This is a genomic window from Chitinibacter bivalviorum (assembly GCF_013403565.1).
Taxonomy (GTDB): domain Bacteria; phylum Pseudomonadota; class Gammaproteobacteria; order Burkholderiales; family Chitinibacteraceae; genus Chitinibacter; species Chitinibacter bivalviorum.
Map to the genome: position 1 here is coordinate 1,095,554 of NZ_CP058627.1, position 26,096 is coordinate 1,121,649.

Genomic DNA, 26,096 nt, shown 5'->3' on the forward strand with positions numbered 1-26,096 from the left:
AGCGCATCTTAAGTTCACACAGGTCAGAAACACAATGCGCTCATCTCAACGCCAAGCAGACCAGTTACGCAGCATCCGTCTCACCCGCCAATACACATGCCATGCCGAGGGTAGTGTTTTGGTTGAGTTCGGCAATACCAAAGTGATTTGCACCGCGAGTGTCGAGGAAAAAGTGCCGCCATTTCTGAAAGGCAAAGGCGAAGGCTGGGTCACTGCTGAATATGGCATGCTGCCACGCTCGACGGGCAGCCGGATGAAGCGCGAATCTGCGGCAGGCAAGCAAAGCGGGCGCACTCAAGAAATCCAGCGTTTGATCGGCCGTAGCCTGCGTGCCGTGGTCGATCTGAAAGCCTTGGGTGAGCGCCAAATCACCATCGATTGCGACGTGATTCAGGCCGATGGCGGCACGCGCACGGCCAGCATCACGGGCGCATTTGTGGCCTTGACTGACGCAGTGAATAATCTGATCGCCAGCGGAAAATTAAATGCCTCCCCTATTCGCGAAGCAGTCGCCGCAGTCTCAGTCGGCATCGTAGGTGAAACCGCATTGCTTGATTTGGATTATATTGAAGACTCTAATTGCGAAACCGACATGAACGTCGTGATGACTGCGGCTGGCAAATTTATCGAGATTCAAGGCACAGCAGAGGGTGAAGCTTTTAGTCGGAGCGAAATGAATTCTTTGCTCGACTTAGCTGAAAAAGGCATTGCTCAATTGATCGAATTGCAAAAGCAAAGTCTGACGCAATAATCTAGCGCGTTCGAAGGAGTGAATTAAACCTCACCTTAGTTTAATTCACTCATGACATTCTGAATCGCACGATCAAAAAGCGAGCCCTCAAGAATCAGGCGCGTCATCCTGCCGCTAAGTAAGGCCTCTTCTACCTCCGCCTTCAAGAAGGCCTGCCCTTTTACATTGCGATTGGTAAACAAATATCGTGTTTCTTGCGGGCTAATCCAAGATAAGCGCAGCCGAACAACATCACCCTGATCATTAAGCCAATCGACCCATTCGCCACGCAAAGGAAATATTGAGGCGGCTATTGATTCTTCTTCCTCTTCGGCATCAATTGCCTGATCCAGATCTAATTCAAATGCAACAACGGGCGCAGATTCAACTTCTGCAGGGGCCACTTTCGCTTCAACAACCGGCGCGGTTGGCGCTGGATTGCCTAGTTTCAAGCCATTGCGAATAGCTGCCGCATGGCACTGCACCAGCTCAGAAAAAAAGCCCTGCGCTTGCGCATGTGAAACCCCGACACTCTTAGCCCCCTCTTCCAAGGTTTTAAGCATGCCAGGGAGCATATTGACCATTTTGAAACGTTCATCTGCGCCTGATTTTGGCGCAACACTCCAGAGCAAATCGTCCATCGCTTGCAGGCGCTGTACAAATAAAGGTTCAGCTTCACCTTGTGATCCATATGATTGGCGCAGAGCCATTTGCCACGTTTCACGCAAAAACGCGGCAATAACTATAGGAATACTCTCATCAACCAGTCGCTGCTCAATCAGCTGCTCTGTAGTCACGGCGGCAAGCTCGGCCATCTCGATCGATGCCAATTGATTGAGTTCACCCGCCAAAGCCTGTACTGCGGTGTCTTCCTGCTGCTGATTTAATTGCGCCAATGCATGAAGTGCGTCATCAAAAACACTAATATCGTCTTCGAAGCGGCGCAGCAAGTTATTCACTATTTCTGCCAGCGCATCATAACGTGGCATGCCGCGCTCGAGTTCTTGATCATCCAGTGCCGTTAATGCTAATTCATCAAGAAAATGTCGCGCAGGGTGGTGCTTTTTAGCAAAGAAACTTGCATCAATCATGGCTACTTTGAGCAATGGAATTTGCAGGCGACCGATCAAGCTTTTGATGGATGGAGATAAGCGCGGATCATCAAACATATGCTCAAAAAGCATCGCGACCAACTCTAAGGTCATTGCATCCAATTGAGGTAGCTGTTTGGCCCAGCCTGAGTCGCGTAAAGCACCTAGCAAATTATGCGTGAGCGGGTTGCCCTCCTCGTCGCTTAACTCGTCACTAGCGGGCGCTTTACGCTGCAACATATCCAAAAAAGCCAACCAACCGGGTGCATGTTCTTGCGTTGGGGCTGCTGAATCGTGATTGACGCCGTCGCCAGTGGCCAATTGATTTAAGTACGCACCCAGCTCTTGCCCTTTGCTTGCGGCTTGTTGGGCTTGATTATTTTCAGGGCTGGGCGCTGCTGCCGCTGGCTTGGCGCTTGGGTTCTGGCGTCGCACCAAAGGTTGCACATTTTTTGAAATCAAATATTGATTTACGCGGTGATATACATCAGCCACCTGCGAAGAGAGCTCGGCCTCAAATGCCTGCATCGCCACCAGACGGGCATCAACCCCAGTTTCTAACTGCTTGCATGCCTTTAAAAAGGCATCGCAAATCGCCTCGGGTGACATTGGGTTGGCAGTGTCACCGGCCTGATTGTCTTTTGACAACAAGCGAGCGAACCGCATCTCAAGCTGATTGAGCTCTTCACCGCCACGAGATTTAATGCTTTTAATGACTTTATCAGTAGTGATCGATTCTTCGTACTCGTCATTGGCGACCAAACTCAGTTGGTCGGGGTCTGCATTAACGAAATAGAACTTTTTATCCGACTCTGAAGCTGCATTTTGGGCGCTTTTATCAAAAGCGGCAGTGAAGTATTGCTGGAACTGAGCAGCCAAAATCGCTTTTTTATTGTGCGTTTCAATGCGGGCCGCGAAATAGTCTTCGCGCTGTTTGCGATCAAACGTTTTGTCGGCCAGCTCAAAATAGGTTTCTTCTAAGCGCGCAAAAAAACCTTCCAGTGACTCCGTGAGCATCTTGATCGCCAGATCACGACAAGCCAACAACATTGGGTCTTGCTTGACCAATGTTTTATGACTTGAGAGTGCGGGCTTGGGTATGGGTTGGCTCATGGCATCACCTATGGACGTGATTATTCACACACTATATTAGCATTCAATTATATATGTATTATTACCGTTAGTCGTGAAAAAGACTTGTTCAGTCGTATTTCACCTACCCCCCTGTTTTGTTTGAACTTTTTGACCAAATAAAAACCAAGAGGGTTTGGTTAATCCTAGTAGAGATTCTGCTTTTTAAGAACTAGAGTGCAAACATCAAGCACTGAAAGGTCAGTCCATGTCCATACAGCCACGTTTTGAACAATTACATGATTGGATGCTGCAGCAAGGGCTTCAAAATATTGATCATCTGATCGCGCAATATTTCGCCGACACACCAGAAGATGAGTGGAGTGAGCGTAGCACCGAAGACTGGGGCGGCGCACTACTGGCTCATTGGCGCTTTGGACAAAAAAGACCCCCCGATCAACCGTGCCTCAGAATTTACAATCCCAACCAAAACGAACATGGGTGGGAGTGCGCGCACACGGTCATAGAGATCATTACCGATGACATGCCCTTTTTGGTTGATTCAGTGGGTATGGCTCTGAACAGATTAAAATACAATGCCTTCACGGTCATACATCCGGTATTAACTATTCAGCGTGATACGCAGGGGCAAATTGCAGAGCTTGAAAGTACCGCAATTAAAGAGTCCTGGATGCATTTTGAAATCACTCGCATCAGTGACCCGCAGCAACTCTTGCTACTAGAGACGCAAATCAAAGATGCGCTCAGCGCAATCAGCGCCGCGGTAAACGACTGGTCAAAAATGGCCAGCTGCGTAGCTCAAGCCCTAGAGAATCTCCGCCTGCACCCTAGCCCGCTGCCAGCTCACAACATCAAAGAGACTATTGCATTTATTGAATGGTTATTGGCAGGCCACTATGTTTTTCTGGGTGTTAGACAATATGCATTTGAAGCAGGTGAACTGATTGCTCAAGCCAATACTGGCCTAGGTTTGTTGCGCGACAGTGGTAGCAATGCCACATCCAAGATATGGTCCAGTTTAAGCGCCGAATTACGCGACATTGCTTATGCCAATGAGCGACTACTGATGCTTACCAAGTCAGATCGACGCTCGATCATTCATCGGCCCGCTTATTTAGATACTATTTTGCTGCGCCAATACGATGAACAAGGTCAAATCACGGGCGAGATTCGCATGATTGGCTTGTATTCTGCCAGCGCCTATACGACCCAGCCCCGGCAAATTCCTATCTTGCGCCTAAAAATTGATGAAGTGCTCAGGCTCAATCAAGTGGATTTATCGGGCTATCGTGGCAAGGCGCTACTAAACACGCTAGACACCTACCCCCGTGATGAATTAATCGAAATCGAAACCCCCGAGCTAAGCCGAATCGCGCTCGGTATTGTGTCGCTGCACGAACGGAGTCGGGTGCGCGCGTTCTTTCGGGATGACATCTACCGCCGCTATGTTTCCGTCATGGTTTTTGTACCTCGTGATAACTACAGCACCGAAGTGCGCGTCAAAATCGAATCTTTATTACTCAATAAACTCAATGGTAGCAGTGCTGAATACACCGTTTTACTCGGTGATGCGCCATTGGCGCGTATTCAATATATTATTCGTCGACTGCCAGAGGCACGCTCAAGCTATAACAGCAAAGAAATTGAGCAGGAAATCGCGCAACTCGCTCAGCGCTGGCCGGACGAGCTGAGACGCGAATTGATTCATACGCGCGGCGAAGAGCTAGGGGCGCAATTATTTCAACGCTACCAAACTGCTTTTTCAGCGGCTTATAGCTCTGATTTTTCACCTCGGATTGCCGTACACGATATTGAGGCACTAGAGCAAAGTCGCACTGCAAAAAAACTGGTCGTATCTCTGAGTGCAGGCAGCGCACTCAATGCCCATATTTGGCGCATTAAATTATTTCGCCACCAAGCCATTGAGCTATCCGATTGCTTGCCTTTGCTAGAAAACCTCGGGCTACGGGTAGCGGATGAACGGCCGTACCAAATTAATGCGTCCACTGGCGACACTATGTGGATTATGGATATCGGCATTCGTTTACCTGCCAATACATCGCTGGAAGATGCAGGCGAAAGAACCAGACTGATCGACGCATTTATCGCCTTGTTCAACGCCGAAGCCGAAAACGATAGCTTCAACCGCCTAACCTTAGTGGCAGGTCTGGCGTGGCGAGAAGTGGTTGTTTTGCGTGCGTACGCTCGCTTTCTCAAGCAAGTCGCCTTTAAGTATGCCATCGAGAGCATTGCCGACTGCCTATTAAAATACCCGTCGTACAGTAAGCAACTTGTTAATGCATTCATGCTGATGCAACACCCGCATGAGCAGCAAGAAGCCGTAGCTGAAATTGTATTGGAGGAAGTCGAGCAAGCCGCAAAAGTGCTCCCTAATGCCGATGAGGAACGTATCCTCACGGGGTTTATCCAAGCCATTCGCGCGACATTGCGCAGCAATTATTTCCAGCTTGTCGATGGCCATTCAAAATCATACTTGTCGCTGAAAATTGCCTCGCCACTGATCAGCTTTATGCCGCAACCGGTGCCGATGTGTGAGATTTTTGTCTACTCACCACAAATTGAAGGTGTGCATTTGCGCGGCGGCAAAGTGGCGCGCGGCGGCTTGCGCTGGTCAGATCGACGCGAAGATTTTCGCACCGAAGTGCTTGGGCTGGTCAAAGCACAAATGGTTAAAAATACGGTCATCGTGCCCGTCGGCTCGAAAGGCGGGTTTATTGTTAAAAATCCGCCAAGCGAGCGCGAAGCATTCCAAGCAGCTGGCATTGCTTGCTATCAGACATTTATCCGTGGTTTGCTTGATCTGACTGATAACCTGATTGATGGCGTAGTGATTCCACCGCTTGATGTTCGTCGTCGCGACGCAGATGACCCGTATTTGGTGGTGGCCGCAGACAAAGGAACGGCGACCTTTTCGGATATTGCCAACGCCATTTCGCAACAATATGGTTTCTGGCTTGACGATGCCTTTGCCAGTGGTGGCTCGGTTGGCTACGACCATAAGAAAATGGGCATAACAGCCCGCGGTGCCTGGATCTCGGTAGAACGATCATTCCGCGAGCTAGGGGTTAACACGAGAACAGAGGCATTCACTGCCGTCGGCATCGGCGATATGTCTGGCGACGTGTTTGGTAACGGCCTATTGCGCTCGCCACACACGCAGCTTGTCGCCGCATTTGATCATCGACATATCTTCATCGACCCCTCTCCAGATGCGAGTCGCAGCTTTACTGAGCGGGAGCGCCTCTTTGCTTTGCCGCGCTCGTCATGGGCCGACTATGATGCCAGCCTGATTTCAGCGGGCGGTGGGATTTGGCCTCGTAGCGCCAAAAGCATCCCAATCTCGCCGCAAGTCAGTGCATTGCTTGGCATTGAAGCCGAGCAATTAGAACCAGTGGCTTTAATCCAAGCCATATTAAAAGCCCCAGTCGATTTGCTCTACAACGGCGGCATTGGCACTTACGTTAAAGCCTGCACACAAAGCCATAGCGAGGCCAATGATCGCGGCAATGACGGCTTGCGTGTGGATGGTCGCGATTTGCGCTGCAAAGTCATTGCTGAAGGCGGCAATCTAGGCTTTACCCAGCTAGGACGAATTGAATACGCCGCTCACGGCGGGCGAATTCACACCGATGCCATTGATAACTCAGCGGGCGTTGATTGCTCTGACCATGAAGTTAACATCAAAATTTTGCTTGGACGATTAATTGCAACAGGCGATTTAACGCTAAAACAACGCAATGACATCTTAGCGAGCATGACAGAAGAAGTTGGACATCTCGTTCTGCGTGATAACGAGCTGCAAACACTGGCCATTTCACTGGAAAACAAGCAGGCCAAATCATTACTCAGCGTCCACACCCGTATGATGCAGACCCTAGAAAAAACTGGGAAGCTTTCACGCAGGATTGAATACCTTCCCACTGATAGTCAATTGGCCGATCGCCAAGCGGCAGGCTTGGGGCTTTACCCCCCTGAGTTAGCCGTTATATTGGCCTACGCTAAAATCGTACTTAATCAGGAGTTGCTCGCTGAAGACTTGGTCGATCAAGAGCGCTGGAATGATTTATTAACACGCTATTTCCCCAGCACATTACGGGAACGCTTTAGTAGTGCCATTCCTGCCCACCCCCTGCGGCGAGAAATCATCGCAACCCAATTATGCAATCACGCGATTAATCGTTTTGGGATGAGCTGCATTTTTAGATTGCAAGAAGAAACCGAGCAAACAGCGAGTGAAATTGTCGATGCGCTATTAACCTCCCAGCAGCTACTTGATGGTGAGGCACTGGCATTAGCCGTAGAAGCCCTAGATGGACTCGTACCCGCAGAGATTCAAACCGAGCTACAACTGCAAATTCGACGCTATACCGAGCGTATTGCACGCTGGCTATTGCAACATCCGCTCAGCAAAGCCGAAAGTGATCATTTGCATACCTGCGCAGCATTGACCCTGCCTAAAGCGCCAGAATGGCTTGCCGGTAGTGCACGCTATATGAGCCAGAAAAATGACTGGGTCAACGCGGGTGTGCCTGCAGAATTGGCTATGCGGATTTTGGTACTACAAGAAATCCAAGCCCTGCTCGAAATGGCACGCAAAGGTAACGATACAGGGCAATTGGCTGAGCGTTTGCAGCTGCATCTGGCGCTGGGCGACGCTTTGGATATTCATTGGCTACACCATGAAATCGAACGACTGCCTCGCGAAAATCGCTGGCAAACATTGGCACGCATGGCCGTACGCGATGATTTGAGTCAAATGCTAACGAGTCTTACTGAGTACGTGTGGCAAGCCCACCCTGGGGAGGATTGTTTGAATCATTGGTTGGACGAACACACAGTTGCACTAAAGCGAATAGAAGGCATGTTTAATGATTTGCGTAGCGCAACGCCTGATCTTGCGATGATTTCTGCCGCAATACGTGAATTAAGGCACCGTCTTTGCGTGAAATAAGCGGATGAAATTGCTCACAAAAACCGCGTCTACGCTGATATAATTGGCGGTTTTGCACCAGCGGACGCGGAACATCGCATGGAAAGCGAACAGCTAAACCAGATTGAAAACCAGCTCAAAGAGCTTGGCGCACGCGCAGACGAACTCAAGCGCTACCTAGACTACCCGACTAAAGTTGATCGGCTAGAAGAAGTGGTACGCCTGTCGGAAGCCCCTGAAACTTGGAATGACCCGAAAAAAGCACAGGAAGTCGGTCGCGAGCGCAAAGCGCTTGAAGACGTCGTTCATGTGCTCGATCGCGTATGCGGCGGCGTCACCGACGCGCTTGAGCTGTTTGAAATGGCCAAGATGGAAGATGACTTCGGCACGATCGAAGTCATTGGCGCCGATTACATTGAGCTTGAGGCTGAAATCGCCAAGCTTGAATTCCGTTGCATGTTTAACAACCCAATGGACCCCATGCCCTGCTTTATCGATATTCAGTCGGGTGCAGGCGGCACCGAAGCACAAGACTGGGCTGGTATGTTGCTGCGGATGTACGTGCGCTACGGCGAGCGTAAGGGCTTTGGTGTTGAAGTGATGGAGCAATCGGATGGCGACATCGTGGGTGTCAGCCAAGCAACGATTAAGCTGACTGGTGATTACGCTTACGGCTTTTTGCGCACTGAAACTGGCGTTCACCGCCTGGTTCGCTGCTCACCGTACGACTCAAACAACCGCCGTCACACTTCGTTTGCGTCTGTATTCGTTTACCCTGAAGTGGACGATAGCTTTGAAATCGACATTAATCCGTCAGATGTTCGTACCGACACCTATCGCGCATCAGGCGCGGGTGGTCAGCACATTAATAAAACCGATTCAGCCGTTCGTTTGACGCACATTCCAACCAATACCGTCGTGCAATGCCAGAACGACCGCTCGCAACACAAAAACCGCGATGAAGCATGGAAAATGCTGCGCGCGAAATTGTATGAGCTGGAATTGCGTAAACGCATGGAAGCGCAGCAATCACTGGAAGCCACCAAGTCCGATATCGGCTGGGGACATCAGATTCGCTCGTATGTATTCGATCAAAGCCGCATCAAAGATCTGCGCACCAGTTATGAGGTGGGCAACATCAAAGGCGTCATGGATGGCGACCTCGATGGCTTTATTGAAGCGAGCTTAAAACAAGGCGTTTAAGTTTGATTGCGGCAGATACATGCAAGTGTATCTGCCGCAAATCCATATAAATATTAACTTGCAGGCAAATACCTCATGTCAAATCCATCTTCAGAAGAACAAATCATTACTCAAGATGAAAACCAGATTATCGCTGAACGTCGCGCTAAGCTCGCTGCCATTCGCGAACGCGGCATTGCTTTCCCGAATGATTTCAAGCGTGAGCACTTAGCAGCCGACTTGGCTGCGCAATACGGCGAAATCGAAAAAGAGCCGCTCGAAGCGCAAAAAGTGGAGGTATCCGTGGCCGGCCGCATCATGCTCAAGCGCGTGATGGGCAAAGCCAGTTTTATCACGATCCAAGACGTTTCGGGTCGCATTCAGTTCTACATTAGCGGTCAAGCCGTGGGTGAAGACGTTTACGCCGATTTTAAAACTTGGGACATGGGCGACATCGTTGCTGCGCGCGGCACCTTGATGAAAACCAAAACTGGCGAATTGTCAGTGCATGTATCTGAATTGCGCCTGCTGACCAAATCGCTGCGTCCGCTGCCAGAGAAATTCCACGGTCTAACCGACCAAGAAACCAAATACCGTCAGCGCTATATCGATCTGATTACGAATGAGCAATCTCGTAATACCTTTATCAAGCGCTCAAAAATCGTTCAACGCCTGCGCGAATTCATGGTTGAGCAACGCTACCTTGAAGTTGAAACGCCAATGATGCACAGCATCCCAGGCGGTGCAACGGCTAAGCCATTCGTAACGCACCATAACGCACTCGATATGCCGCTGTATCTGCGCATTGCACCCGAGCTGTACCTGAAACGCTTGGTGGTAGGTGGTCTGGAGCGTGTATTCGAAATCAACCGCTCTTTCCGCAATGAAGGCATGAGCACGCGTCACAATCCAGAATTCACGATGATCGAGTTCTACGAAGCGTACGCCGATTACCAACGCATGATGGATATGTCAGAAGGCATTATTCGCGCCTGCGCGATTGAAGCCACTGGCCATGCCGTGATTACGTATCAAGGCAAAACAGTAGACCTGTCTAAGCCATTTGCCCGCTTCACAATTGCCGGTGCGATCAAGCACTACAACCCAGAATACACCGACGAACAACTGAACGATCGCGCATTCCTGAAAGCCGAAATCGCGCGCTTGGGCGGCAAACCAGTATTGACCGACGGCATCGGCGGCCTACAACTGAGCCTGTTTGAAGAAAACACCGAGGGTAAATTGTGGGAGCCAACCTTCATCGTTGACTACCCTGCCGAAGTATCGCCATTGGCGCGCGCTTCTGATACGCAAGCCGGCATCACCGAACGTTTTGAGCTGTTTATCGTTGGTCGCGAACACGCCAATGGCTACTCAGAGTTAAATGATCCAGAAGATCAAGCGGCGCGCTTCCAAGCTCAAGTCGACCTGAAGGAAGCTGGCGACGACGAGGCAATGCATTTTGACGCGGATTATATCCGTGCACTAGAGCACGGCATGGCGCCAACTGGCGGCTGCGGCATTGGTATCGATCGCTTGGTGATGTTACTGACTGACGCACCGAGCATCCGCGATGTGATCTTGTTCCCGCAAATGCGTCTTGAAGACTAATTCGCAGGGTAACAGTCGGCGTGCCTTTACCATTAAAGCCCGCCGACTGATACTCCGGTGAAGCAATAAAAAACCGGCATTAAGCCGGTTTTTTATTGCTCGATCAATTTGTCGTCAAAGCTTATTCGGCTGACTGAGCGGCCACTGCATCTTTCAAAGCTTTCGCAGGGGTAAATTTCAACACTTTCTTCGCTGGAATCTGCACCGCCTCGCCCGTGCGAGGATTGCGACCCACGCGAGCATCACGCGCCTTCAGTGCAATTTTTCCCACATTCGGCAAAGTCACATCGCCACCGCCACTCACCGTCGCAGTAATCACTTCGGACAAGGTATCAATTAAGGCCGCAACCGCTTTTTTGCTTAGCTCAGGATGTTCAATACTGGCCAAATTATGAACAATTGCAATCAACTCTGTTTTTGTCATTTTGTCTTTACCCTTGCGTTGTGATGACAGTAATTATGCAGCACCGAGCGAAAATTCAGCTAATGGTTTATGCATGACAAGCCAATAGTTTGCAAAAAAACCAATGCCAATGTAATTTTTACCGTGTGTTACGCCCTACATACTGGGAAAATACTGCTTTGCAAGCTTGAGCATCTTATGACCACGTCTTCCCAGCCCCCCATCATTACCCGACTGACCTGGTCCACCCTACTCTTTCCCCTCGCCTTGGTGCTGTTTGAATTTGCAACCTACATTTCAAACGACATGATCTTGCCTGGCATGCCCGCCGTCGTACATGAGTTTGGCGCCGATCCAACGCTAATCCCATCCGCCATGACATTGAGCCTACTCGGTGGCGCCAGCCTGCAATGGTTACTTGGCCCCTTATCCGATCGAGTGGGACGCCGCCCCGTGATGTTGTCGGGCGTTTTATTTTTTACCTTTGCCTGTATCGGCATCCTATGGGTAGAAACATTTGCAGCATTTTTGTTTTTCCGATTTTTACAGGGTATCGGCCTGTGCTTCATTGGCGCCGTGGGTTATGCATCAATACAGGAGAGCTTCTCTGAAACACTCGCCGTGCGCGTCATGGCGATGATGGCCAATGTGGCCTTGATCGCACCGCTGATTGGGCCTGTAGCGGGCGCGGGCGTGCTGTTAGTTGCCGATTGGCGTTGGATCTTTATCGTGGTCGCGATTGTATCTGTACTGTCGCTACTAGGCCTTTGGTTCAAAATGCCCGAGAGCTCACCCAAGGTGACTAGTCCGCTACGCATCAATACGCTCTGGCAAGAATACAAATTAGTCTTTCAAAATCGCCGCTTCCGGCTTGGCGGCCTAGCGCTGGGGCTAAATTGCCTGCCACTGCTCGGCTGGATTGCCTTAGCGCCGGTGGTTTTGATGCAAAAAGCTGGCCTAAGCACCTTTGATTATGGCCTGTGGCAAATTCCTGTTTTCGCAGGCCTCATTATTGGCAATATTATTTTGGCCAAATTTGTCGTTACCATACCTATTTATCGCTTAATCAGGCTGGGAACTTGGCCAATGATGATCGGGCTCATTGGTGCTTTGTATTTAGTCATAGCACCACAAAACTGGCTATGCCTCATTGCCTGCATGGGCTTTGCTGCACTTGGCATGGGCATGATCAATGCCGCGCTCTATCGGCTCACCTTGTTTTCGAGCGATCAAAACAAAGGCACCGTCGCAGCCTCGCTCGGAATGTTTAACATGGTCGTATTTGCCAGTGGCATTGAGCTGTTAAAATGGGCTTATGCCCATTGGGGCAACGCCAGCTTTGTGCTGATTTGTTTCGTATCCGGCCTGATTGCACTCTGGGCGCGTCGCGAGTTTTTGCGCGGCGCTCACGGTGAAGTAGCCGCCTAAGTGATTTGCATGATCCAAGCCGCCCAGCTCGAATACGCCAGCGATGGCACCACACTTTACTCCAGTCGCTTTAATGATGTTTATCATGCAGCTCATGGCGCCAAAGCGCAGGCGCTGTCCGTATTTCTGGCGGGCAACCAACTTCCACAACGTTGGCAAAATAAAGATAGTTTCACGATTATTGAAACGGGTTTTGGGCAAGGGATAAGCTTTTTGACCACTTGGCAAGCATGGCGCAATGATGCACGGCGCTCTGCTCGATTACACTTTCTATCGGTGGAGCAGTTTCCATTTAGCCGCGATGACTTAGCCAAGCTTCATCGGCACTATCCTGAATTTGCGACATTAAGTACCGAGCTGCTGCAACACTGGCCACACTTAACGCCTGGATTTCATCGCATCTACCTCGACAACGGGTGCGTCACCTTGACGCTATTGTTTGGCGACGCTTTGCCTATGCTGCACGAGGTAGTCGCCAAGGTCGATGCAATTTATTTGGATGGATTTTCGCCCAGCAAAAACCCAGAAATGTGGTGCTTACCGGTGTTCAAAGCACTCTGGCGCTTGTGCAAAGCGGAAACCACCCTAGCAACCTACACCGTCTCAGGCCACGTTCGTCGTGAATTAACCGAGGCGGGCTTTGCCGTGCAGAAAGTGGCAGGCTTTGCCAATAAGCGCCAAATGCTGGTCGGCCATTGCGCACGACTACCCCGAGCCCCGCGCATTATTCGCCAAAGAGCACCTGAAGTTTGTAGCGGCGAACAATCAGCGATCGTGATCGGTGCGGGCATGGCTGGCTGCGCCATAGCCGCCAGCTTGGCGCGACGCGACTGGCAGGTACAGATATTTGAAGCAGAAAGTGAGATCGCTCAAAAAGCATCGGGCAATCATATCGGTCTTTGCCACCCGACTTTCAGTATGGATGACAATGCTTTAGCCAGACTGTCACGCCAAGGCTTTGCGATCACGCGTCAGCATTTACTTCAGCTGCATTGCGAAAACACACCAGTACAGTTTGGCCTCGCTGGGCAATTTCAAATTGCCAAAGATGACGCACAAGAAATGCTAATGCAAGAAATTGTGGCTAGCCTGCAATATCCCCCTACCATGGTGCAATACCTGAACGCGGATGAAGCCCAATTGCAATTGGGTACCCGCCCAGCACGTGGCGGGTGGTGGTTTGCAGAGGCTGCCTGGCTTAATCCTCGCAGCTTATGCGAAGGGTATCTGCAACAAGGCCATTCAAATATTAGTCTTCAAATCAATACCCCTATTGCTGCTATCAAATACGAAACTGGCATGTGGCATGTCTACGACGAAAAAAATGACTGCATCGCACAAAGCCCCATATTAATTTTGGCAAATGCAACAGCTGCACTGCAATTATGGCCAGATCAGTATTTGCCACTCAGTGAAAGTTGGCGCGCGGTGACACAAATTCCAGCCGATACGGTGCCCAGCGCCCTCCCCAGCTGCGCTGGGTCAAGCTATCTTACAGCGGAATGGAATGGCTTTCGCAGCCTTGGCGCTGCGCCATACCTGGAAGATAGTGCCGGCACTACCCAAAATGCCAACCTTGCTAGTTTGCAGCGTATGCTGCCTGAGCTCCCAGCAATCAATGACTACCGTAGCTATACCCGCATCTGCGCCCGACCCAATTCACTCGATCGCCTCCCCTTAATTGGCCAATTGCACACCATGAATGAGGACCTCAAGTCCGTGCATCAACTCTACCAAATGCCCCGTGAGGATGGCTTGTACTGTGCATTGGGATTTGGTTCGCGCGGCATTACATGGCATGCTTTAGCGGCAGAAATTATCGCCGCACAACTGAATCACGAGCCCATGCCAATTGAGCGCAGCTTGCTTAATGCGATTGATCCTGCTCGTTTTTTACTGCGAACGCTCAGGAAAGGCTAACTGTGCCGCACTCCAACCTGCCAAAATGAGCTTACAAACAGTTTAATCACAAGGCGAGCAGTACAGTTTTCAAAACAGCAGGTGCTGTACCCATAATTCCAATACAGTTGTGGGTCTAATTCTTTTCCTGGTACAGGCGTAATCTTTCTCCATCAAGAAACGATCTGGAGATTCATCATGCAAACCATTTTCTTACCCCAACAAAGTCTCGCCAGCGTAAGTGGCAACGCCCAACAATGGATTGCATGCGAACAAGGCACAGTGTGGATTAGTGATGACGGCCACGATGTGGTATTGCAGCGTGGTGAGAAATGGCAAATTTGTAGCGATCGCTTGGTCGTGATTGAATCCTTGCAAGAAAGTCGCCTGGCAATCCGGTCGCCGCAGACAATCACACACAGCATCTGGCAACTAATGCTTGAGCACGGCAGCAATGCATTGCGCCACTGGGCTCATCGGCCAGAGATTAAAACGATTTGATCAATTACATGTCACTGCCCCATAAAAAAAGCACTCAAACTGTGAGTGCCTTTTTTATCGCGTAGTTTTGTTCTGGTTTTACCGCCAATTTAAAACAACTCTTCGGCGGTAGCGACCGCAGTACCTAGCTTGCCGACAACAATGCCAGCCGCTTTATTAGACCAATCCATCGCCTCCGGCATATCCAAACCCGCCGCCAACATTAAACCCAAAGTTGCGATCACGGTGTCACCTGCACCTGACACGTCAAAGACCTCTCTGGCCTGCGTCGGCTTATGGACAACGCCACCCGATTTAAACAGGGTCATCCCCTCTTCGCTACGTGTCACCAACAAGGCTTCTAATTGCAATTTCGTGCGCAATTGCTCAGCTTTCTGAGCCAATTCCTCATCTGATTTCCACGTGCCAGCCACTTGACGAAACTCGCTGCGATTCGGGGTGAGTAATGTTGCCCCTGCATAGTGAGCATATTCATCGCCCTTCGGATCAACCAACACAGGAATGCCAGCCTCTTTGGCCGCGGCTATCATTAGCGAAACATGGGCCAAGCTGCCTTTACCATAATCAGATAAAATCACTACATCGGTATTTGCCAGCGATTTTTTGAATTCATCCAGCTTTGCCGCAAGCACTTCATGGCTAGGCAAATCCTCAAAATCAATTCGCAACAATTGCTGCTGCCGCGCCAAAACACGCAATTTCACCGTAGTGGAAATGGCACTGTCACGATGAAACGAGGCATCGACGCCTGCTTGAATTAAAAGCCGCTCCAAACTACTGCCGGCCTCATCGTCACCAATCACCGAAAGCAATTTTGCTTGGCCACCTAGTGCGACAATATTCCGCGCCACATTGGCGGCACCACCGGCACGCTCATCGGTTTTATTGATTTTTGCAACTGGCACTGGCGCCTCAGGGGAAATCCGATCGACATTGCCAAACCAATAACGGTCTAACATGACATCGCCCACAACAAGCACTCGGGCTGCTTTTACTCTTTCTTTAATCTGCATCGATACGTACCAGATTTACGCCAACAACGACGCATTGATAGATTTCAAGGTTGCAATCGGATCCGCACTTTGCGTGATAGGTCGACCAATGACCAAATAATCCGAGCCAGCCGCAATGGCTGCGGCGGGAGTCATGATTCGAGTTTGATCATTGGCTGCCGCATCCGCAGGCCGAATACCTGGCGTGATCAATTTAAATGACTGTCCGCATGCAGCTTTGAGCAGCGCAGCTTCCTGCGCTGAGCACACCACGCCATCCAAGCCGCATGATTGAGTGAGACGAGCCAGTCGCTCGACTTGCACAGCAGGCTCAACATCAAGCCCTAATTCTGCCAATTCAGAACGCCCCATACTGGTTAATACGGTGACCGCGATCAACAATGGGCGTTGCGGTAGTTTTTCTAAAGTTTCGCGGGTCGTTTCCATCATTTTACGACCACCAGACGCGTGCACATTAACCATCCAGACGCCAAGCTCAGCAGCCATCTTGCATGCTTGCGCTACCGTATTGGGGATGTCATGAAACTTTAAATCCAGAAACACATCAAAGCCTTTGGCAACCAGAGTTTCAACCAATTGCGGACCAGATGCAGTAAATAATTCTTTCCCGACTTTGAGGCGACATAATTGCGGCGTAACCGTATCAGCAAAAGCCAGAGCTGCGTCTGCGGTTGAAAAATCAAGTGCCACAACGACACGGGGATCTAGGGTCATAAATTTCTCTTTTTAGTGCTATTTTTTAACTAATTACTGTGCAGACTGACGGCGTTTGCCACGAATCGGAGCGTAGGTTTCCCAGCCATTACACCCCGGGCAATGCCAGAAAAACTGCCGCGTTTTGAAGCCGCATTCACGGCAGTAATACATACTGTGTTCGCGTGTATTGTCGTGCAGTAATTTGCCTATCATTTCAATTTCTGGCTTTTGATCATCAGGTGCGACCAATAAGTGCGCTTCTAATAATTTACGCAAACCCGACATTGAAGGGCTTTCACGCAAACGATCACGAACAAATTGATGGGCAACTTCAATGCCTTGCGTTGCAATTAATTGCTCGTAAATCAAATCAAGTACATCTAACTCAGGGTAGCGCTGTAAATAGCGCATTAATAATGCAATCCCCTCAGAAATTTGGCCGAGTTTTTCGTATGCATTTAGAATATTTCTTGCTACGAGGGCGAGATAATATACATCCTGTGATTCAATCAGTAGCCATTGCTCTACCGCTTCTTTGTATTTATCCTCGGCAAATAAAATTTCACCCTGCATTAATCGTGCACGAACACATTGTCGATGCGAATTTAAAGCATCATCTAAAAATCCACGCGCCAGATCCACCTGATTTCGCACCAACGCAGCAGCGGCTTGCTCACATTTAAACTGGGCAATTTCGTGCTGGTAAGTATGACTTTCATCGCGCAATTGCTGTGCAATTTCAATTGCCTTTTGCCATTCATGCTCTTGCTGGTAAATGGCTAGTAATTCTATGCGTGCCTGCCGTGCCGCATTCGTTCCCGACAATTCATGCAATAAATTTTCAGCGCGATCAAAAAGGCCTGATTTAATAAAGTCGACCGCTAAATCCAGTTGAGCTTGCTCTTTTTGAGCTACGTTCAAATCTCTGCGAGCTAAAAGCTTTTGATGCATGCGAATGGCACGCTCAAGCTCCCCCCGGCGACGAAACAAATGCCCAAGTGTAAATTGCAGCTCAATGGTCTCTTGATGATTTTTGGCTATGTCCACATAAACTTCGATGGCTTTATGTGTTTCGCCCGAGAGCAAGTGATTAAGCCCTTTAAAATACGCCGCAGGTAAAGATTTGCTTTGCGCAATAACGTGCTTAATATCAACGCGTGCAGCTAACCAACCTAAACCAAAAAACAAAGGTAAAACTGCGAACCACCAATATTGGATCTCAATCATTATTAAATAGCATCTTTAGGTTGTTCTAAGATTTGGTCCGCTTGAGATTGCGGAGCGGGTGTCTGAGTGCGACTTACTTTACGCAGTTGCACCAACTCGCGTCGCAACCGAATAACTTGGCCAAAACTGGCCAAAATACCAAATGCCGCGCCAATAACAAAAAAAACCAATAAAATCATTGCGAGCGGTGCATTCCACGCATAACCCAAAAAGAAATGCAAATCGATAGGCGCGGCGTTATGCATTGCAAAACCGAACAAAACCACAAAGACCAAAAGCTTAATCATCCAGCTTAAATAGTGCATGAAGTAACTCCAGATAGTTTGCCTATATTGTAGCTTATTTTAAGCAAGCCCTCTTCGCACGCAGGCAAGAAAAAAGGCGACATCATCGATGTCGCCTTTTTTAGCTAGCTCAATTTTTACGCTTCTGAATCGACGCGTTCACGTAGCTCTTTACCAGCCTTGAAGTGTGGCACAAACTTTTCCGGAACCGATACTTTGGTGCCCGATTTTGGGTTGCGCCCCGTTCTTGGCGGGCGGTAGTTCAGGTCGAAGCTGCCAAATCCGCGGATTTCGATACGTTGACCCTGTGCAAGGCTACGCGCCATTGCATCGAGCATCGTCTTCACGGCTAACTCCGCATCTTTGGCTACCAGCTGTGGATAGCGTTCGGCCAGTTTTGCGATGAGTTCTGACTTGGTCATTTTCTACTGTAATCCCTATCAAAAAGGCTTATTCAGCAGAACCTGACAATTTAGCTTTCAACAACGCGCCCAAGCTTGTTGTACCAGCATTGCCTTCGATTGTAGAAGACAATTTGCTCATCGCCTCAGACTGATCAGCGCTGTCTTTTGCTTTGATAGACAGGTTGATAGTGCGAGTTTTGCGATCCACGTTGATGATTTGCGCTTCAACTTCATCACCTTCTTTCAGAACGGTGCGGATATCTTCAACGCGATCACGTGAAACTTCAGTTGAGCGCAGGTAACCTTCAACTTCTTCAGACAATGTAACTACAGCGCCTTTAGCGTCGAGGGATTTAACGATACCCTTAACGATTGCACCTTTGTCAGATTGAGAGATGTAGTTGTTGAATGGATCACCTTCCATTTGTTTGATGCCGAGGCTGATGCGCTCTTTCTCTACGTCGATAGAGAGAACCATAGCTTCAACTTCGTCGCCTTTCTTGAAGTTGCGAACCGCTTCTTCACCAGCAACGTTCCAAGACAAATCAGACAAGTGAACCAGACCATCGATGCCACCAGCCAAGCCTACAAACACGCCGAAATCGGTGATCGATTTGATCGCGCCTTTCAGTTTGTCGCCTTTCTTGAAGTTAGCAGCGAAATCGTCCCATGGATTAGCCATGCACTGTTTCATGCCCAAGCTGATGCGACGTTTGTCTTCATCGATATCAAGGATCATCACTTCAACTTCATCACCCAAAGAAACTACTTTAGATGGGTGAACGTTTTTGTTTGTCCAATCCATTTCAGAAACGTGTACCAGACCTTCGATACCTTGTTCGATTTCTACGAATGAACCGTAGTCAGTGAGGTTAGTCACTTTACCGAACATGCGAGTACCCGATGGGTAACGACGTGACAGACCCACCCATGGATCTTCGCCCAATTGTTTCAGGCCGAGAGATACGCGGTTTTTGTCTTGATCGAATTTCAGAACTTTAGCTTCAAGTTCATCACCCACTGCCAATACTTCAGATGGGTGTTTAACACGGCGCCAAGCCAAGTCAGTGATGTGCAACAGACCATCAATACCGCCCAGATCAACGAATGCACCGTAGTCAGTGATATTTTTAACGATACCCTTAACGATAGAACCTTCTTTCAAGGTTTCTAGCAATTTCTGACGCTCTTCGCCCAGAGAATCTTCCAGAACGGCACGACGAGAAACAACCACGTTGTTACGTTTGCGATCAAGTTTGATTACTTTGAATTCAACTTGTTTGCCTTCGTATGGAGTAGTGTCTTTTACTGGACGAATGTCAACCAGTGAGCCTGGCAAGAAAGCGCGCAGACCGTTAACCATCACAGTCAAGCCGCCTTTAACTTTACCGGAAATAACGCCAGACATGATTTCGCCACGTTCCAGGCAGTCTTCCAATTCGATCCAAGAAGCCAGACGTTTGGCTTTTTCGCGAGAAAGCTTAGTTTCGCCGTAACCGTTTTCGAGGCTATCGATTGCAACTGGTACGAAATCACCGATCTTAACGTCAACTTCACCGTTGTCGTTTTTGAACTCTTCCAGAGGAATCAGTGACTCAGATTTCAGACCTGCATTTACAGTAACAAAGTTGCTGTCGATGCCTACAACCTCGGCAGTAATCACTTCACCCGAACGCATTTCTTGACGGGTTAGGCTTTCCTCAAACAGGGCTGCAAAGCTTTCCATAGTAGCGGTAGTCATTAGTGGAAAATTCCATTTGCTGTCGAAACCAATCCAAACCGAGATTTGAACCAGCCACAGCGGGTTAGTTAATGAAAACCAGAACACAAAAGGTGGACTGGCTAATAGAAAAGCCCGAACACAATAGGTACTGCGTTACGGGCAAACAACCAATTTAGCAAAACCTAAATTGGAATCTGAGCATTCTAAAGAAAAATACTTATTTGATCAAGTGTTTAGCACTTATTTTTGGGCTCTCCACCAGAGCAAAACTTGTGCCACAGCCGCATCAATATCCATCTCAGTGGTATCTAGCAAAAAGGCATCTTCTGCCTGCGCTAGCGGAGCCACTGTACGCGCACGATCACGAGCATCGCGCGCCTCCAAATCGGCAGTAATAACGGCTAAATCAGCTGCTTCGCCACGCCCAATCAGTTGCCTATAGCGACGCTCGGCGCGAACCTTTGCGCTCGCAGTCAGAAACACTTTCAGTGGTGCCGCTGGAAACACAACGGACGCCATATCACGTCCATCAGCCACCAAACCAGGCGCCTGAGCAAAGGCCTGTTGCCGAGCAAGTAGTGCTTCACGCACTTTAGGTAGGGCGGCAATTTGCGAAGCGCCCGAGCCAATTTCTTCACTACGAATAGCATCACTTACATCAACACCCGACAGCAAAATACGCTCACCATCAAATACCACATCAAGGTATTGCGCCACAGACAAAACAGAATCTTCATCAGACCACAATACCCCCTGCTGCCGTGCAGCGAGCGCAGTCAAACGATAAATCGCCCCTGAATCGAGATAATGAAAACCCAATTGCTCCGCCACACGTTGCGCGACCGTTCCTTTGCCCGAAGCTGAAGGTCCATCAATGGCAATGATTTGGTTCATAAATCCATCCATAAAAATAGCAAAGCCGAAACCTCACGCGAAGTTTCGGCAAACAAAAATATGCGCTGTTAAGCTTGCTGCAAAATACGCTCAATGCGCGCCAATTCTTCTGCGCTAAACGCCAAATTTTTCACTGCGCCCACATTTTCTTCAATTTGCGTCACGCGGCTTGCGCCAATAATCACCGATGTCACCGTCTGCAGAGCCCAAGCCAGCGACATTTGCGCCAATGACTGACCGCGCTGCTGTGCAATTTCGTTCAGTGCTTTAATTTGCGCCAAACGCAAATCAACCTTATCAATGGTTAAGAAATGATTTTGCGCATCTGCGGCACGGGAATCGGCTGGCACGCCATTCAAGTAGCGATCAGTCAACAAGCCTTGCGCCAATGGGCAAAAAGCAATGCTTCCCATCTTTGCGTCCCGCAGCACATCCGTCAGGCCACTTTCAATCCAGCGATCAAACATTGAGTACGAAGGCTGGTGAATAATGCATGGTGTCCCCAGATCTTTGAGCACCTTGGCCGCAACTGCAGTTTCCTCAGCCGAATACGAAGAAATCCCAGCATACAAAGCCTTACCTTGACGCACAATGCTATCGAGCGCCCCCATGGTTTCTTCAATCGGCGTTTCAGGATCAGGGCGATGCGAATAGAAAATATCGACGTAATCCAGCCCCATGCGCTTCAAACTTTGATCGCAACTGGCAATCAGGTATTTGCGACTGCCAAAATCACCATACGGACCATCCCACATTTGCCAGCCCGCTTTGCTACTGATAATCAGTTCATCGCGATACGCAGCCAAATCTTCTTTGAGCAAACGCCCCATCGTTTCTTCAGCCGCACCAGGCTTCGGGCCATAATTATTAGCAAGGTCGAAGTGCGTAATACCCAAGTCAAAAGCCTTGAGCACCATTGCGCGACTATTGTCGTAAGGCTTGTTATCGCCAAAGTTATGCCACATGCCCAAAGAAATTGCGGGCAACTTCAAGCCACTGTGACCACAGCGACGGTACGGCATCGTTTCATAGCGATTTGCAGCAGCTTGATAGGGCATAACATTCCTCACAAAATAAATTAAAACCAGCGTTAGTGGCGGCTACTTATTGGATCGTTTCTTACCCCAAGCGCTGCGCGCCTGACTGGCCTGATTGATATACTCGGTCAAAGCATCTGCTTCGCCCGACTCAATCAAGGCAATCAAAGTCTGCAATTGCGCAGCATTGGCCCGCAAGTCGGACAATATCGCGTCACGATTAGCCAGGGTAATATCACGCCACATTTCTGGGTGCGAACCCGCAATACGCGTAAAGTCCCGAAAACCAGTGCCGGCAAAATCCAAGCACTGCTCGGCATTATCCTTAGCCAGCACTGCATTCATATACGCAAAAGACACTAGATGTGGAATGTGACTGACTGCGGCAAAAACGCCATCGTGTGTTTTCGCATCCATTTCATACACAATGGCACCACAGGCCTGCCAAAGCGCTTGCACGGTTTCAAGTGCTTGATCCGACGTTTCCGGCAAAGGTGTCAAAACAACACGACGTCCTTCATACAAACCATAAGTTGCAGCACTCGCGCCAGACAAATCAGAGCCTGCAATCGGATGGCCCGGCACGCAAGACGCCAACTGATTGGGCAAATACTGACGATACAACTCACAAACGTCCTGCTTGGTCGAGCCACCATCGGTCACAATGCAATGCACTGGCAAATGCGGCGCGATTTGCGCCATCAACGCCCCCATTTGGCCGACTGGCGTACCCAAAAATACCAGATCAGCACCTTCAACGGCTTGCGCAGCGTCATGGCTAGCGACATCAATCACGCGCAACTCAATCGCACGCGCTAGATTAGCGGCGTTTCGCCCAACCCCCACCACCTTATTAACGAGTCGCGCACGCTTTAAGGCCAAGGAAAACGAACCGGCGATCAAGCCCGTACCAAGCAAAACCAGCTTGTGAATAGCTTGCGTCATTTCGTTTCCAAAATCTCAATCAATGTTGTTTTAATTGCGCTCGCATCCGCCGGTGGGTTGGGGATTTTGTCTTCAAGAACTTTTAGCTTATACGTTGAACCTGCATGCCAATCAAAGCCCTCGATCTGGCCGTAGAAATTAAACCATTCTGCCGCGGCGCTTGATTTGTATTGCAAGCATTCGGTTTTCATCACGCCAGCAGAGCAAGGTTTTTTCTCTGGGCCGATCCAGATGATTTTTTCTACTGGTTTACTCGGTAGGATTTTAAAGCGCAGGCTTTGGTTTTCAGCGTCTCGGAAAACAATTTCACCCGCCGCAACTCGCTCAAGTTTTGATGCCTTTCCCAGCACACTCAGGAAATTTTGCTCCAACTGCATGACCGATGGGTCATGGCACATTTTACGTGTCGCAGCCACCGCCCCCACACTCAAGGGAGAAGACTTCAGCGTGCCGCGATACTGATTGCAGCCCGAAAAACCAGACAACTTCCCCCCCTTGCTGATGGTTAGTGTTAACGCAGGCTCAACTGGCAACTCAACTAACGCATTTTTTGAGCTAAATTCGATCAATTCGTACTGACCCAACATACTCGTTGCATTCACAGAGGAGGCCGCATCAGCAAGACTGACACCACCCATAGAAATCAATAGCGCACACATAGCAGAATATTTCATCGCAACTCCTTACAAACTACGGCCAACGGCCTGCGCAATAGCGCCTAAGGTTTTCATTAATTCGTTCAATTGCGTTGGCGAGAGCGCCTGATCCGCATCGCACCATGCCTCAGCAGGATTAGGATGCATCTCAATCAACAAACCGTCCGCCCCCGCTGCGACAGCGGCCTGTGCCAAGGCAGGCACCATCCACGCCTTGCCACCAGCGTGGCTCGGATCAACAATCACTGGTAAATGCGTTTCACGCTTTAATACTGGAATTGCCGTGACATCAAGCACATTTCGATAGGCCGTTTCGAACGTCCGAATGCCGCGCTCGCAGAAAATAATATTGTGATTGCCACCGGCAGCAATGTATTCGGCCGCCATCAGCCATTCATTGATCGTAGCGGACAAGCCGCGCTTGAGAATAATCGGCTTGTTGACTCGCCCTACTTCTTTGAGCAAATCAAAATTTTGCATATTGCGCGCGCCGATTTGAATCACGTCGACGTCGTATTCCATAAACGTATCGAGCATGCGAACGTCCATTAGCTCAGTCACAATCGGCAGATTATGTAGCTTGGCTGCAGTCTGAAAAAACTCCAAACCCTCTACACCCAGGCCTTGAAATGCATAGGGGCTGGTGCGCGGCTTAAATGCCCCACCGCGCATCATGCGGCAACCCGCCGCCGCAACACCCGCCGCTGCCAGATTCATTTGCTCTTGCGTTTCAATCGAGCACGGCCCGCCAATGACTTGAATCTGATTTCCGCCCAGTGGAATGCCGCGAATTTGAATAATTGACCCCGCAGGGTGACTATCGCGCGAGACGATTTTGTATTGCTTCATGATGCGCGTGACGCGTTCAACGCCGGGCAATATTTCAAAACGCGAGGCATCGAGCAAATCTTCATCACCCATTGCACCGATAATCACCAGCTCGGAGCCGCGCGAAACATGCTCTTTCAGCCCCGACTCGCGGATCAAATTTACCACGGCAGCCACCTGGGCATCCGTTGCCGAGAGTTTCATTACTATGATCATCAGTCGCCCTTTATGTGAAGTATCAGCCCATAGTCTAGTGCCGATAAGGCTTTCAAGCCAATACCTATTAATACCAAATTATGCCTTTGGCAAGCCACGCCAAGCAATCGCATACGCACAGGCACATGCCAAAGCGGCCAAACTAAAAACCCAAGCCCCACCAATTTGCTGCCACAGCATGCCAGCGATAATCCCGCCCAAGCTGCCACCAATGCCGAATGACATGGCAATATACAAGGCCTGCCCCTTAGCCTGATGCCGTCCAGCAAAATAGCGATGAATATAGGCCATATTCACCGCATGATTACTACCAAAGGTAAAAGCATGCGCAAGCTGCGCTAATAACAATAGCAGCAAGGAGCTTATTCCCCAGGCAATGATGGAAAACCTAAGCGCTGCAATGGCAAAACCAAACAGTAGTAGCGCTTTGTGACTAAATCGCAGGTTAAGCCGTGGCATCAACCAAAATATCGCAATTTCAGCCACAACACCCAAAGTCCAAAACCAGCCAATGGTGCTCTTGCTATAACCTTGATTTGCTACATAAATCGAATAAAAGCTGTAATACGGCCCATGCGCCAAGGCCATTAGAAAGCAAGCCAACAAGAGCGACTGCACTTCACGCCGCCGTAAAATATCGAGAAAACGGGTTTCCACCGCTTGCTGGGCCTGCACGGCAGGCGCCTCAGGCACCCACCAGCAATATAAAGCCAGGCCGGCCATCACCGAAATGACTGCCACCGGAAAAATCGTAACACCTTGCGCCTCGATTAAATAGCCAGCCGCCACTGTGGCCGCAACAAAACCCAGTGAACCCCAAATACGCAGCCGTGAATATGCACCGGAATCCCCTTTGAGCAAGCTCATTGCCGTGGCTTCAACCAGCGGCAAAGCGGCGCTCCAAAAAAAGCTACCGAGCAATACCGCGATAAAAATTGGCCAAAAGGTTTTGGTTATCAACAAAGGGATAAAAAACAGTAAGCCAAAAACCCCGGCAACCCGCAAAATGAGCTGGCGCTTCCCCGTACGGTCAGCCAAATAGCCCCAGAGTGCAGGTGCGTAGATGCGGTTGATTTGAGTCAGACTGGTTAAGATGCCGATTTGCCAGGCAGGAAATGCAAGCCCAGCCAAATACAGCCCCCAGAACGGGGAAAATAGACCGTTAAACGCGAAATAACAAAAGTAAAAGCCAGCAATCGCCAGCAAAGCAGCTTGTTTTTTCATGCAATACCCAATTGGGTATTTACCTATAAGATTTGATTTTAAATGTTTCCAACAACATACC

General features: G+C 49.5%; 21 protein-coding genes. 7 read left to right on the forward strand and 14 right to left on the reverse strand.

Annotated features, from left to right (window positions below):
- The first annotated feature begins 34 nt into the window (after positions 1-34).
- Complete coding sequence (gene rph / locus HQ393_RS05150; RefSeq protein ID WP_179357770.1) at positions 35-751, forward strand: ribonuclease PH; 717 nt, start codon at positions 35-37, stop codon at positions 749-751.
- A 35-nt stretch (positions 752-786) separates the two neighbouring features.
- On the opposite strand, the gene HQ393_RS05155 is transcribed toward rph, so the two are convergent.
- A complete protein-coding gene (locus tag HQ393_RS05155; RefSeq protein ID WP_179357771.1) occupies positions 787-2,934 on the reverse strand; it encodes a DUF1631 family protein in 2,148 nt (715 codons plus the stop codon).
- A 226-nt stretch (positions 2,935-3,160) separates the two neighbouring features.
- Here HQ393_RS05155 and HQ393_RS05160 point away from each other — a divergent pair, with 226 nt between their 5' ends.
- From HQ393_RS05160 to lysS, 3 genes are all read left to right on the forward strand, one after another.
- Entirely contained in the window at positions 3,161-7,885 is a 4,725-nt protein-coding gene (locus HQ393_RS05160; RefSeq protein ID WP_179357772.1) for an NAD-glutamate dehydrogenase, read from the forward strand.
- Positions 7,886-7,963: 78 nt separating this feature from the next.
- Positions 7,964-9,067 (forward strand): peptide chain release factor 2, encoded by a 1,104-nt coding sequence (gene prfB, locus HQ393_RS05165; RefSeq protein ID WP_179357773.1) that lies wholly within the window; start codon positions 7,964-7,966, stop codon positions 9,065-9,067.
- A gap of 75 nt (positions 9,068-9,142) precedes the next feature.
- Positions 9,143-10,657, forward strand: a complete 1,515-nt coding sequence (gene lysS / locus HQ393_RS05170; protein WP_179357774.1) for a lysine--tRNA ligase — start codon at positions 9,143-9,145, stop codon at positions 10,655-10,657.
- Between the two features lie 121 nt (positions 10,658-10,778).
- Here the strand turns inward: lysS and HQ393_RS05175 are convergent, their stop codons facing one another.
- Positions 10,779-11,081 (reverse strand): HU family DNA-binding protein, encoded by a 303-nt coding sequence (locus tag HQ393_RS05175; protein WP_179357775.1) that lies wholly within the window; start codon positions 11,079-11,081, stop codon positions 10,779-10,781.
- Positions 11,082-11,258: 177 nt separating this feature from the next.
- On the opposite strand from HQ393_RS05175, the gene HQ393_RS05180 reads away from it, so the two are divergent.
- From HQ393_RS05180 to HQ393_RS05190, 3 genes are all read left to right on the forward strand, one after another.
- On the forward strand, positions 11,259-12,488 hold the full coding sequence (locus HQ393_RS05180) for an MFS transporter (protein ID WP_179357776.1): 1,230 nt from the start codon (positions 11,259-11,261) through the stop codon (positions 12,486-12,488).
- Between the two features lie 9 nt (positions 12,489-12,497).
- Positions 12,498-14,408, forward strand: coding sequence for a bifunctional tRNA (5-methylaminomethyl-2-thiouridine)(34)-methyltransferase MnmC2/FAD-dependent 5-carboxymethylaminomethyl-2-thiouridine(34) oxidoreductase MnmC1 (gene mnmC / locus HQ393_RS05185; RefSeq protein WP_179357777.1), 1,911 nt, complete (start codon positions 12,498-12,500; stop codon positions 14,406-14,408).
- A gap of 177 nt (positions 14,409-14,585) precedes the next feature.
- Complete coding sequence (locus HQ393_RS05190; RefSeq protein ID WP_179357778.1) at positions 14,586-14,888, forward strand: DUF2917 domain-containing protein; 303 nt, start codon at positions 14,586-14,588, stop codon at positions 14,886-14,888.
- Positions 14,889-14,977: 89 nt separating this feature from the next.
- On the opposite strand, the gene rfaE1 is transcribed toward HQ393_RS05190, so the two are convergent.
- From rfaE1 to HQ393_RS05250, 12 genes are all read right to left on the reverse strand, one after another.
- Positions 14,978-15,901: a D-glycero-beta-D-manno-heptose-7-phosphate kinase gene (gene rfaE1 / locus HQ393_RS05195; protein ID WP_179357779.1), complete on the reverse strand. Its 924-nt coding sequence runs from the start codon at positions 15,899-15,901 to the stop codon at positions 14,978-14,980.
- 15 nt (positions 15,902-15,916) lie between these two features.
- Positions 15,917-16,615, reverse strand: coding sequence for an orotidine-5'-phosphate decarboxylase (pyrF, locus tag HQ393_RS05200; RefSeq protein WP_179357780.1), 699 nt, complete (start codon positions 16,613-16,615; stop codon positions 15,917-15,919).
- Positions 16,616-16,648: 33 nt separating this feature from the next.
- Positions 16,649-17,824: a lipopolysaccharide assembly protein LapB gene (gene lapB, locus HQ393_RS05205; RefSeq protein ID WP_179357781.1), complete on the reverse strand. Its 1,176-nt coding sequence runs from the start codon at positions 17,822-17,824 to the stop codon at positions 16,649-16,651.
- A gap of 2 nt (positions 17,825-17,826) precedes the next feature.
- A complete protein-coding gene (locus HQ393_RS05210) occupies positions 17,827-18,129 on the reverse strand; it encodes a LapA family protein (protein ID WP_179357782.1) in 303 nt (100 codons plus the stop codon).
- Between the two features lie 116 nt (positions 18,130-18,245).
- A complete protein-coding gene (locus HQ393_RS05215; protein ID WP_179357783.1) occupies positions 18,246-18,530 on the reverse strand; it encodes an integration host factor subunit beta in 285 nt (94 codons plus the stop codon).
- Between the two features lie 28 nt (positions 18,531-18,558).
- Positions 18,559-20,253, reverse strand: coding sequence for a 30S ribosomal protein S1 (rpsA, locus tag HQ393_RS05220; RefSeq protein ID WP_246307959.1), 1,695 nt, complete (start codon positions 20,251-20,253; stop codon positions 18,559-18,561).
- A 222-nt stretch (positions 20,254-20,475) separates the two neighbouring features.
- Positions 20,476-21,129, reverse strand: coding sequence for a (d)CMP kinase (gene cmk, locus HQ393_RS05225; RefSeq protein ID WP_179357784.1), 654 nt, complete (start codon positions 21,127-21,129; stop codon positions 20,476-20,478).
- A gap of 68 nt (positions 21,130-21,197) precedes the next feature.
- Positions 21,198-22,187 (reverse strand): L-glyceraldehyde 3-phosphate reductase, encoded by a 990-nt coding sequence (gene mgrA, locus HQ393_RS05230; protein ID WP_179357785.1) that lies wholly within the window; start codon positions 22,185-22,187, stop codon positions 21,198-21,200.
- A gap of 42 nt (positions 22,188-22,229) precedes the next feature.
- Positions 22,230-23,111, reverse strand: a complete 882-nt coding sequence (locus HQ393_RS05235; RefSeq protein ID WP_179357786.1) for a prephenate dehydrogenase — start codon at positions 23,109-23,111, stop codon at positions 22,230-22,232.
- Entirely contained in the window at positions 23,108-23,785 is a 678-nt protein-coding gene (locus tag HQ393_RS05240) for an META and DUF4377 domain-containing protein (protein ID WP_179357787.1), read from the reverse strand. Before HQ393_RS05240 ends, HQ393_RS05235 begins: the two co-directional genes overlap by 4 nt.
- A 9-nt stretch (positions 23,786-23,794) precedes the next feature.
- Entirely contained in the window at positions 23,795-24,811 is a 1,017-nt protein-coding gene (aroF, locus tag HQ393_RS05245) for a 3-deoxy-7-phosphoheptulonate synthase (protein WP_179357788.1), read from the reverse strand.
- 78 nt (positions 24,812-24,889) lie between these two features.
- The gene (locus HQ393_RS05250) at positions 24,890-26,035 is read right to left on the reverse strand and encodes an MFS transporter (protein WP_179357789.1); all 1,146 of its coding nucleotides are present in this window, start codon (positions 26,033-26,035) and stop codon (positions 24,890-24,892) included.
- Positions 26,036-26,096 lie beyond the last annotated feature (61 nt).

What these genes read in the sequence shown, in the direction of transcription:
- rph (WP_179357770.1), top strand. Translation starts at nt 35, where the DNA reads ATGCGCTCATCTCAACGCCAAGCAGACCAGTTACGCAGCATCCGTCTC.
- HQ393_RS05155 (WP_179357771.1), bottom strand. Translation starts at nt 2,934, where the DNA reads ATGAGCCAACCCATACCCAAGCCCGCACTCTCAAGTCATAAAACATTG.
- HQ393_RS05160 (WP_179357772.1), top strand. Translation starts at nt 3,161, where the DNA reads ATGTCCATACAGCCACGTTTTGAACAATTACATGATTGGATGCTGCAG.
- prfB (WP_179357773.1), top strand. Translation starts at nt 7,964, where the DNA reads ATGGAAAGCGAACAGCTAAACCAGATTGAAAACCAGCTCAAAGAGCTT.
- lysS (WP_179357774.1), top strand. Translation starts at nt 9,143, where the DNA reads ATGTCAAATCCATCTTCAGAAGAACAAATCATTACTCAAGATGAAAAC.
- HQ393_RS05175 (WP_179357775.1), bottom strand. Translation starts at nt 11,081, where the DNA reads ATGACAAAAACAGAGTTGATTGCAATTGTTCATAATTTGGCCAGTATT.
- HQ393_RS05180 (WP_179357776.1), top strand. Translation starts at nt 11,259, where the DNA reads ATGACCACGTCTTCCCAGCCCCCCATCATTACCCGACTGACCTGGTCC.
- mnmC (WP_179357777.1), top strand. Translation starts at nt 12,498, where the DNA reads ATGATCCAAGCCGCCCAGCTCGAATACGCCAGCGATGGCACCACACTT.
- HQ393_RS05190 (WP_179357778.1), top strand. Translation starts at nt 14,586, where the DNA reads ATGCAAACCATTTTCTTACCCCAACAAAGTCTCGCCAGCGTAAGTGGC.
- rfaE1 (WP_179357779.1), bottom strand. Translation starts at nt 15,901, where the DNA reads ATGCAGATTAAAGAAAGAGTAAAAGCAGCCCGAGTGCTTGTTGTGGGC.
- pyrF (WP_179357780.1), bottom strand. Translation starts at nt 16,615, where the DNA reads ATGACCCTAGATCCCCGTGTCGTTGTGGCACTTGATTTTTCAACCGCA.
- lapB (WP_179357781.1), bottom strand. Translation starts at nt 17,824, where the DNA reads ATGATTGAGATCCAATATTGGTGGTTCGCAGTTTTACCTTTGTTTTTT.
- HQ393_RS05210 (WP_179357782.1), bottom strand. Translation starts at nt 18,129, where the DNA reads ATGCACTATTTAAGCTGGATGATTAAGCTTTTGGTCTTTGTGGTTTTG.
- HQ393_RS05215 (WP_179357783.1), bottom strand. Translation starts at nt 18,530, where the DNA reads ATGACCAAGTCAGAACTCATCGCAAAACTGGCCGAACGCTATCCACAG.
- rpsA (WP_246307959.1), bottom strand. Translation starts at nt 20,253, where the DNA reads ATGACTACCGCTACTATGGAAAGCTTTGCAGCCCTGTTTGAGGAAAGC.
- cmk (WP_179357784.1), bottom strand. Translation starts at nt 21,129, where the DNA reads ATGAACCAAATCATTGCCATTGATGGACCTTCAGCTTCGGGCAAAGGA.
- mgrA (WP_179357785.1), bottom strand. Translation starts at nt 22,187, where the DNA reads ATGCCCTATCAAGCTGCTGCAAATCGCTATGAAACGATGCCGTACCGT.
- HQ393_RS05235 (WP_179357786.1), bottom strand. Translation starts at nt 23,111, where the DNA reads ATGACGCAAGCTATTCACAAGCTGGTTTTGCTTGGTACGGGCTTGATC.
- HQ393_RS05240 (WP_179357787.1), bottom strand. Translation starts at nt 23,785, where the DNA reads ATGAAATATTCTGCTATGTGTGCGCTATTGATTTCTATGGGTGGTGTC.
- aroF (WP_179357788.1), bottom strand. Translation starts at nt 24,811, where the DNA reads ATGATCATAGTAATGAAACTCTCGGCAACGGATGCCCAGGTGGCTGCC.
- HQ393_RS05250 (WP_179357789.1), bottom strand. Translation starts at nt 26,035, where the DNA reads ATGAAAAAACAAGCTGCTTTGCTGGCGATTGCTGGCTTTTACTTTTGT.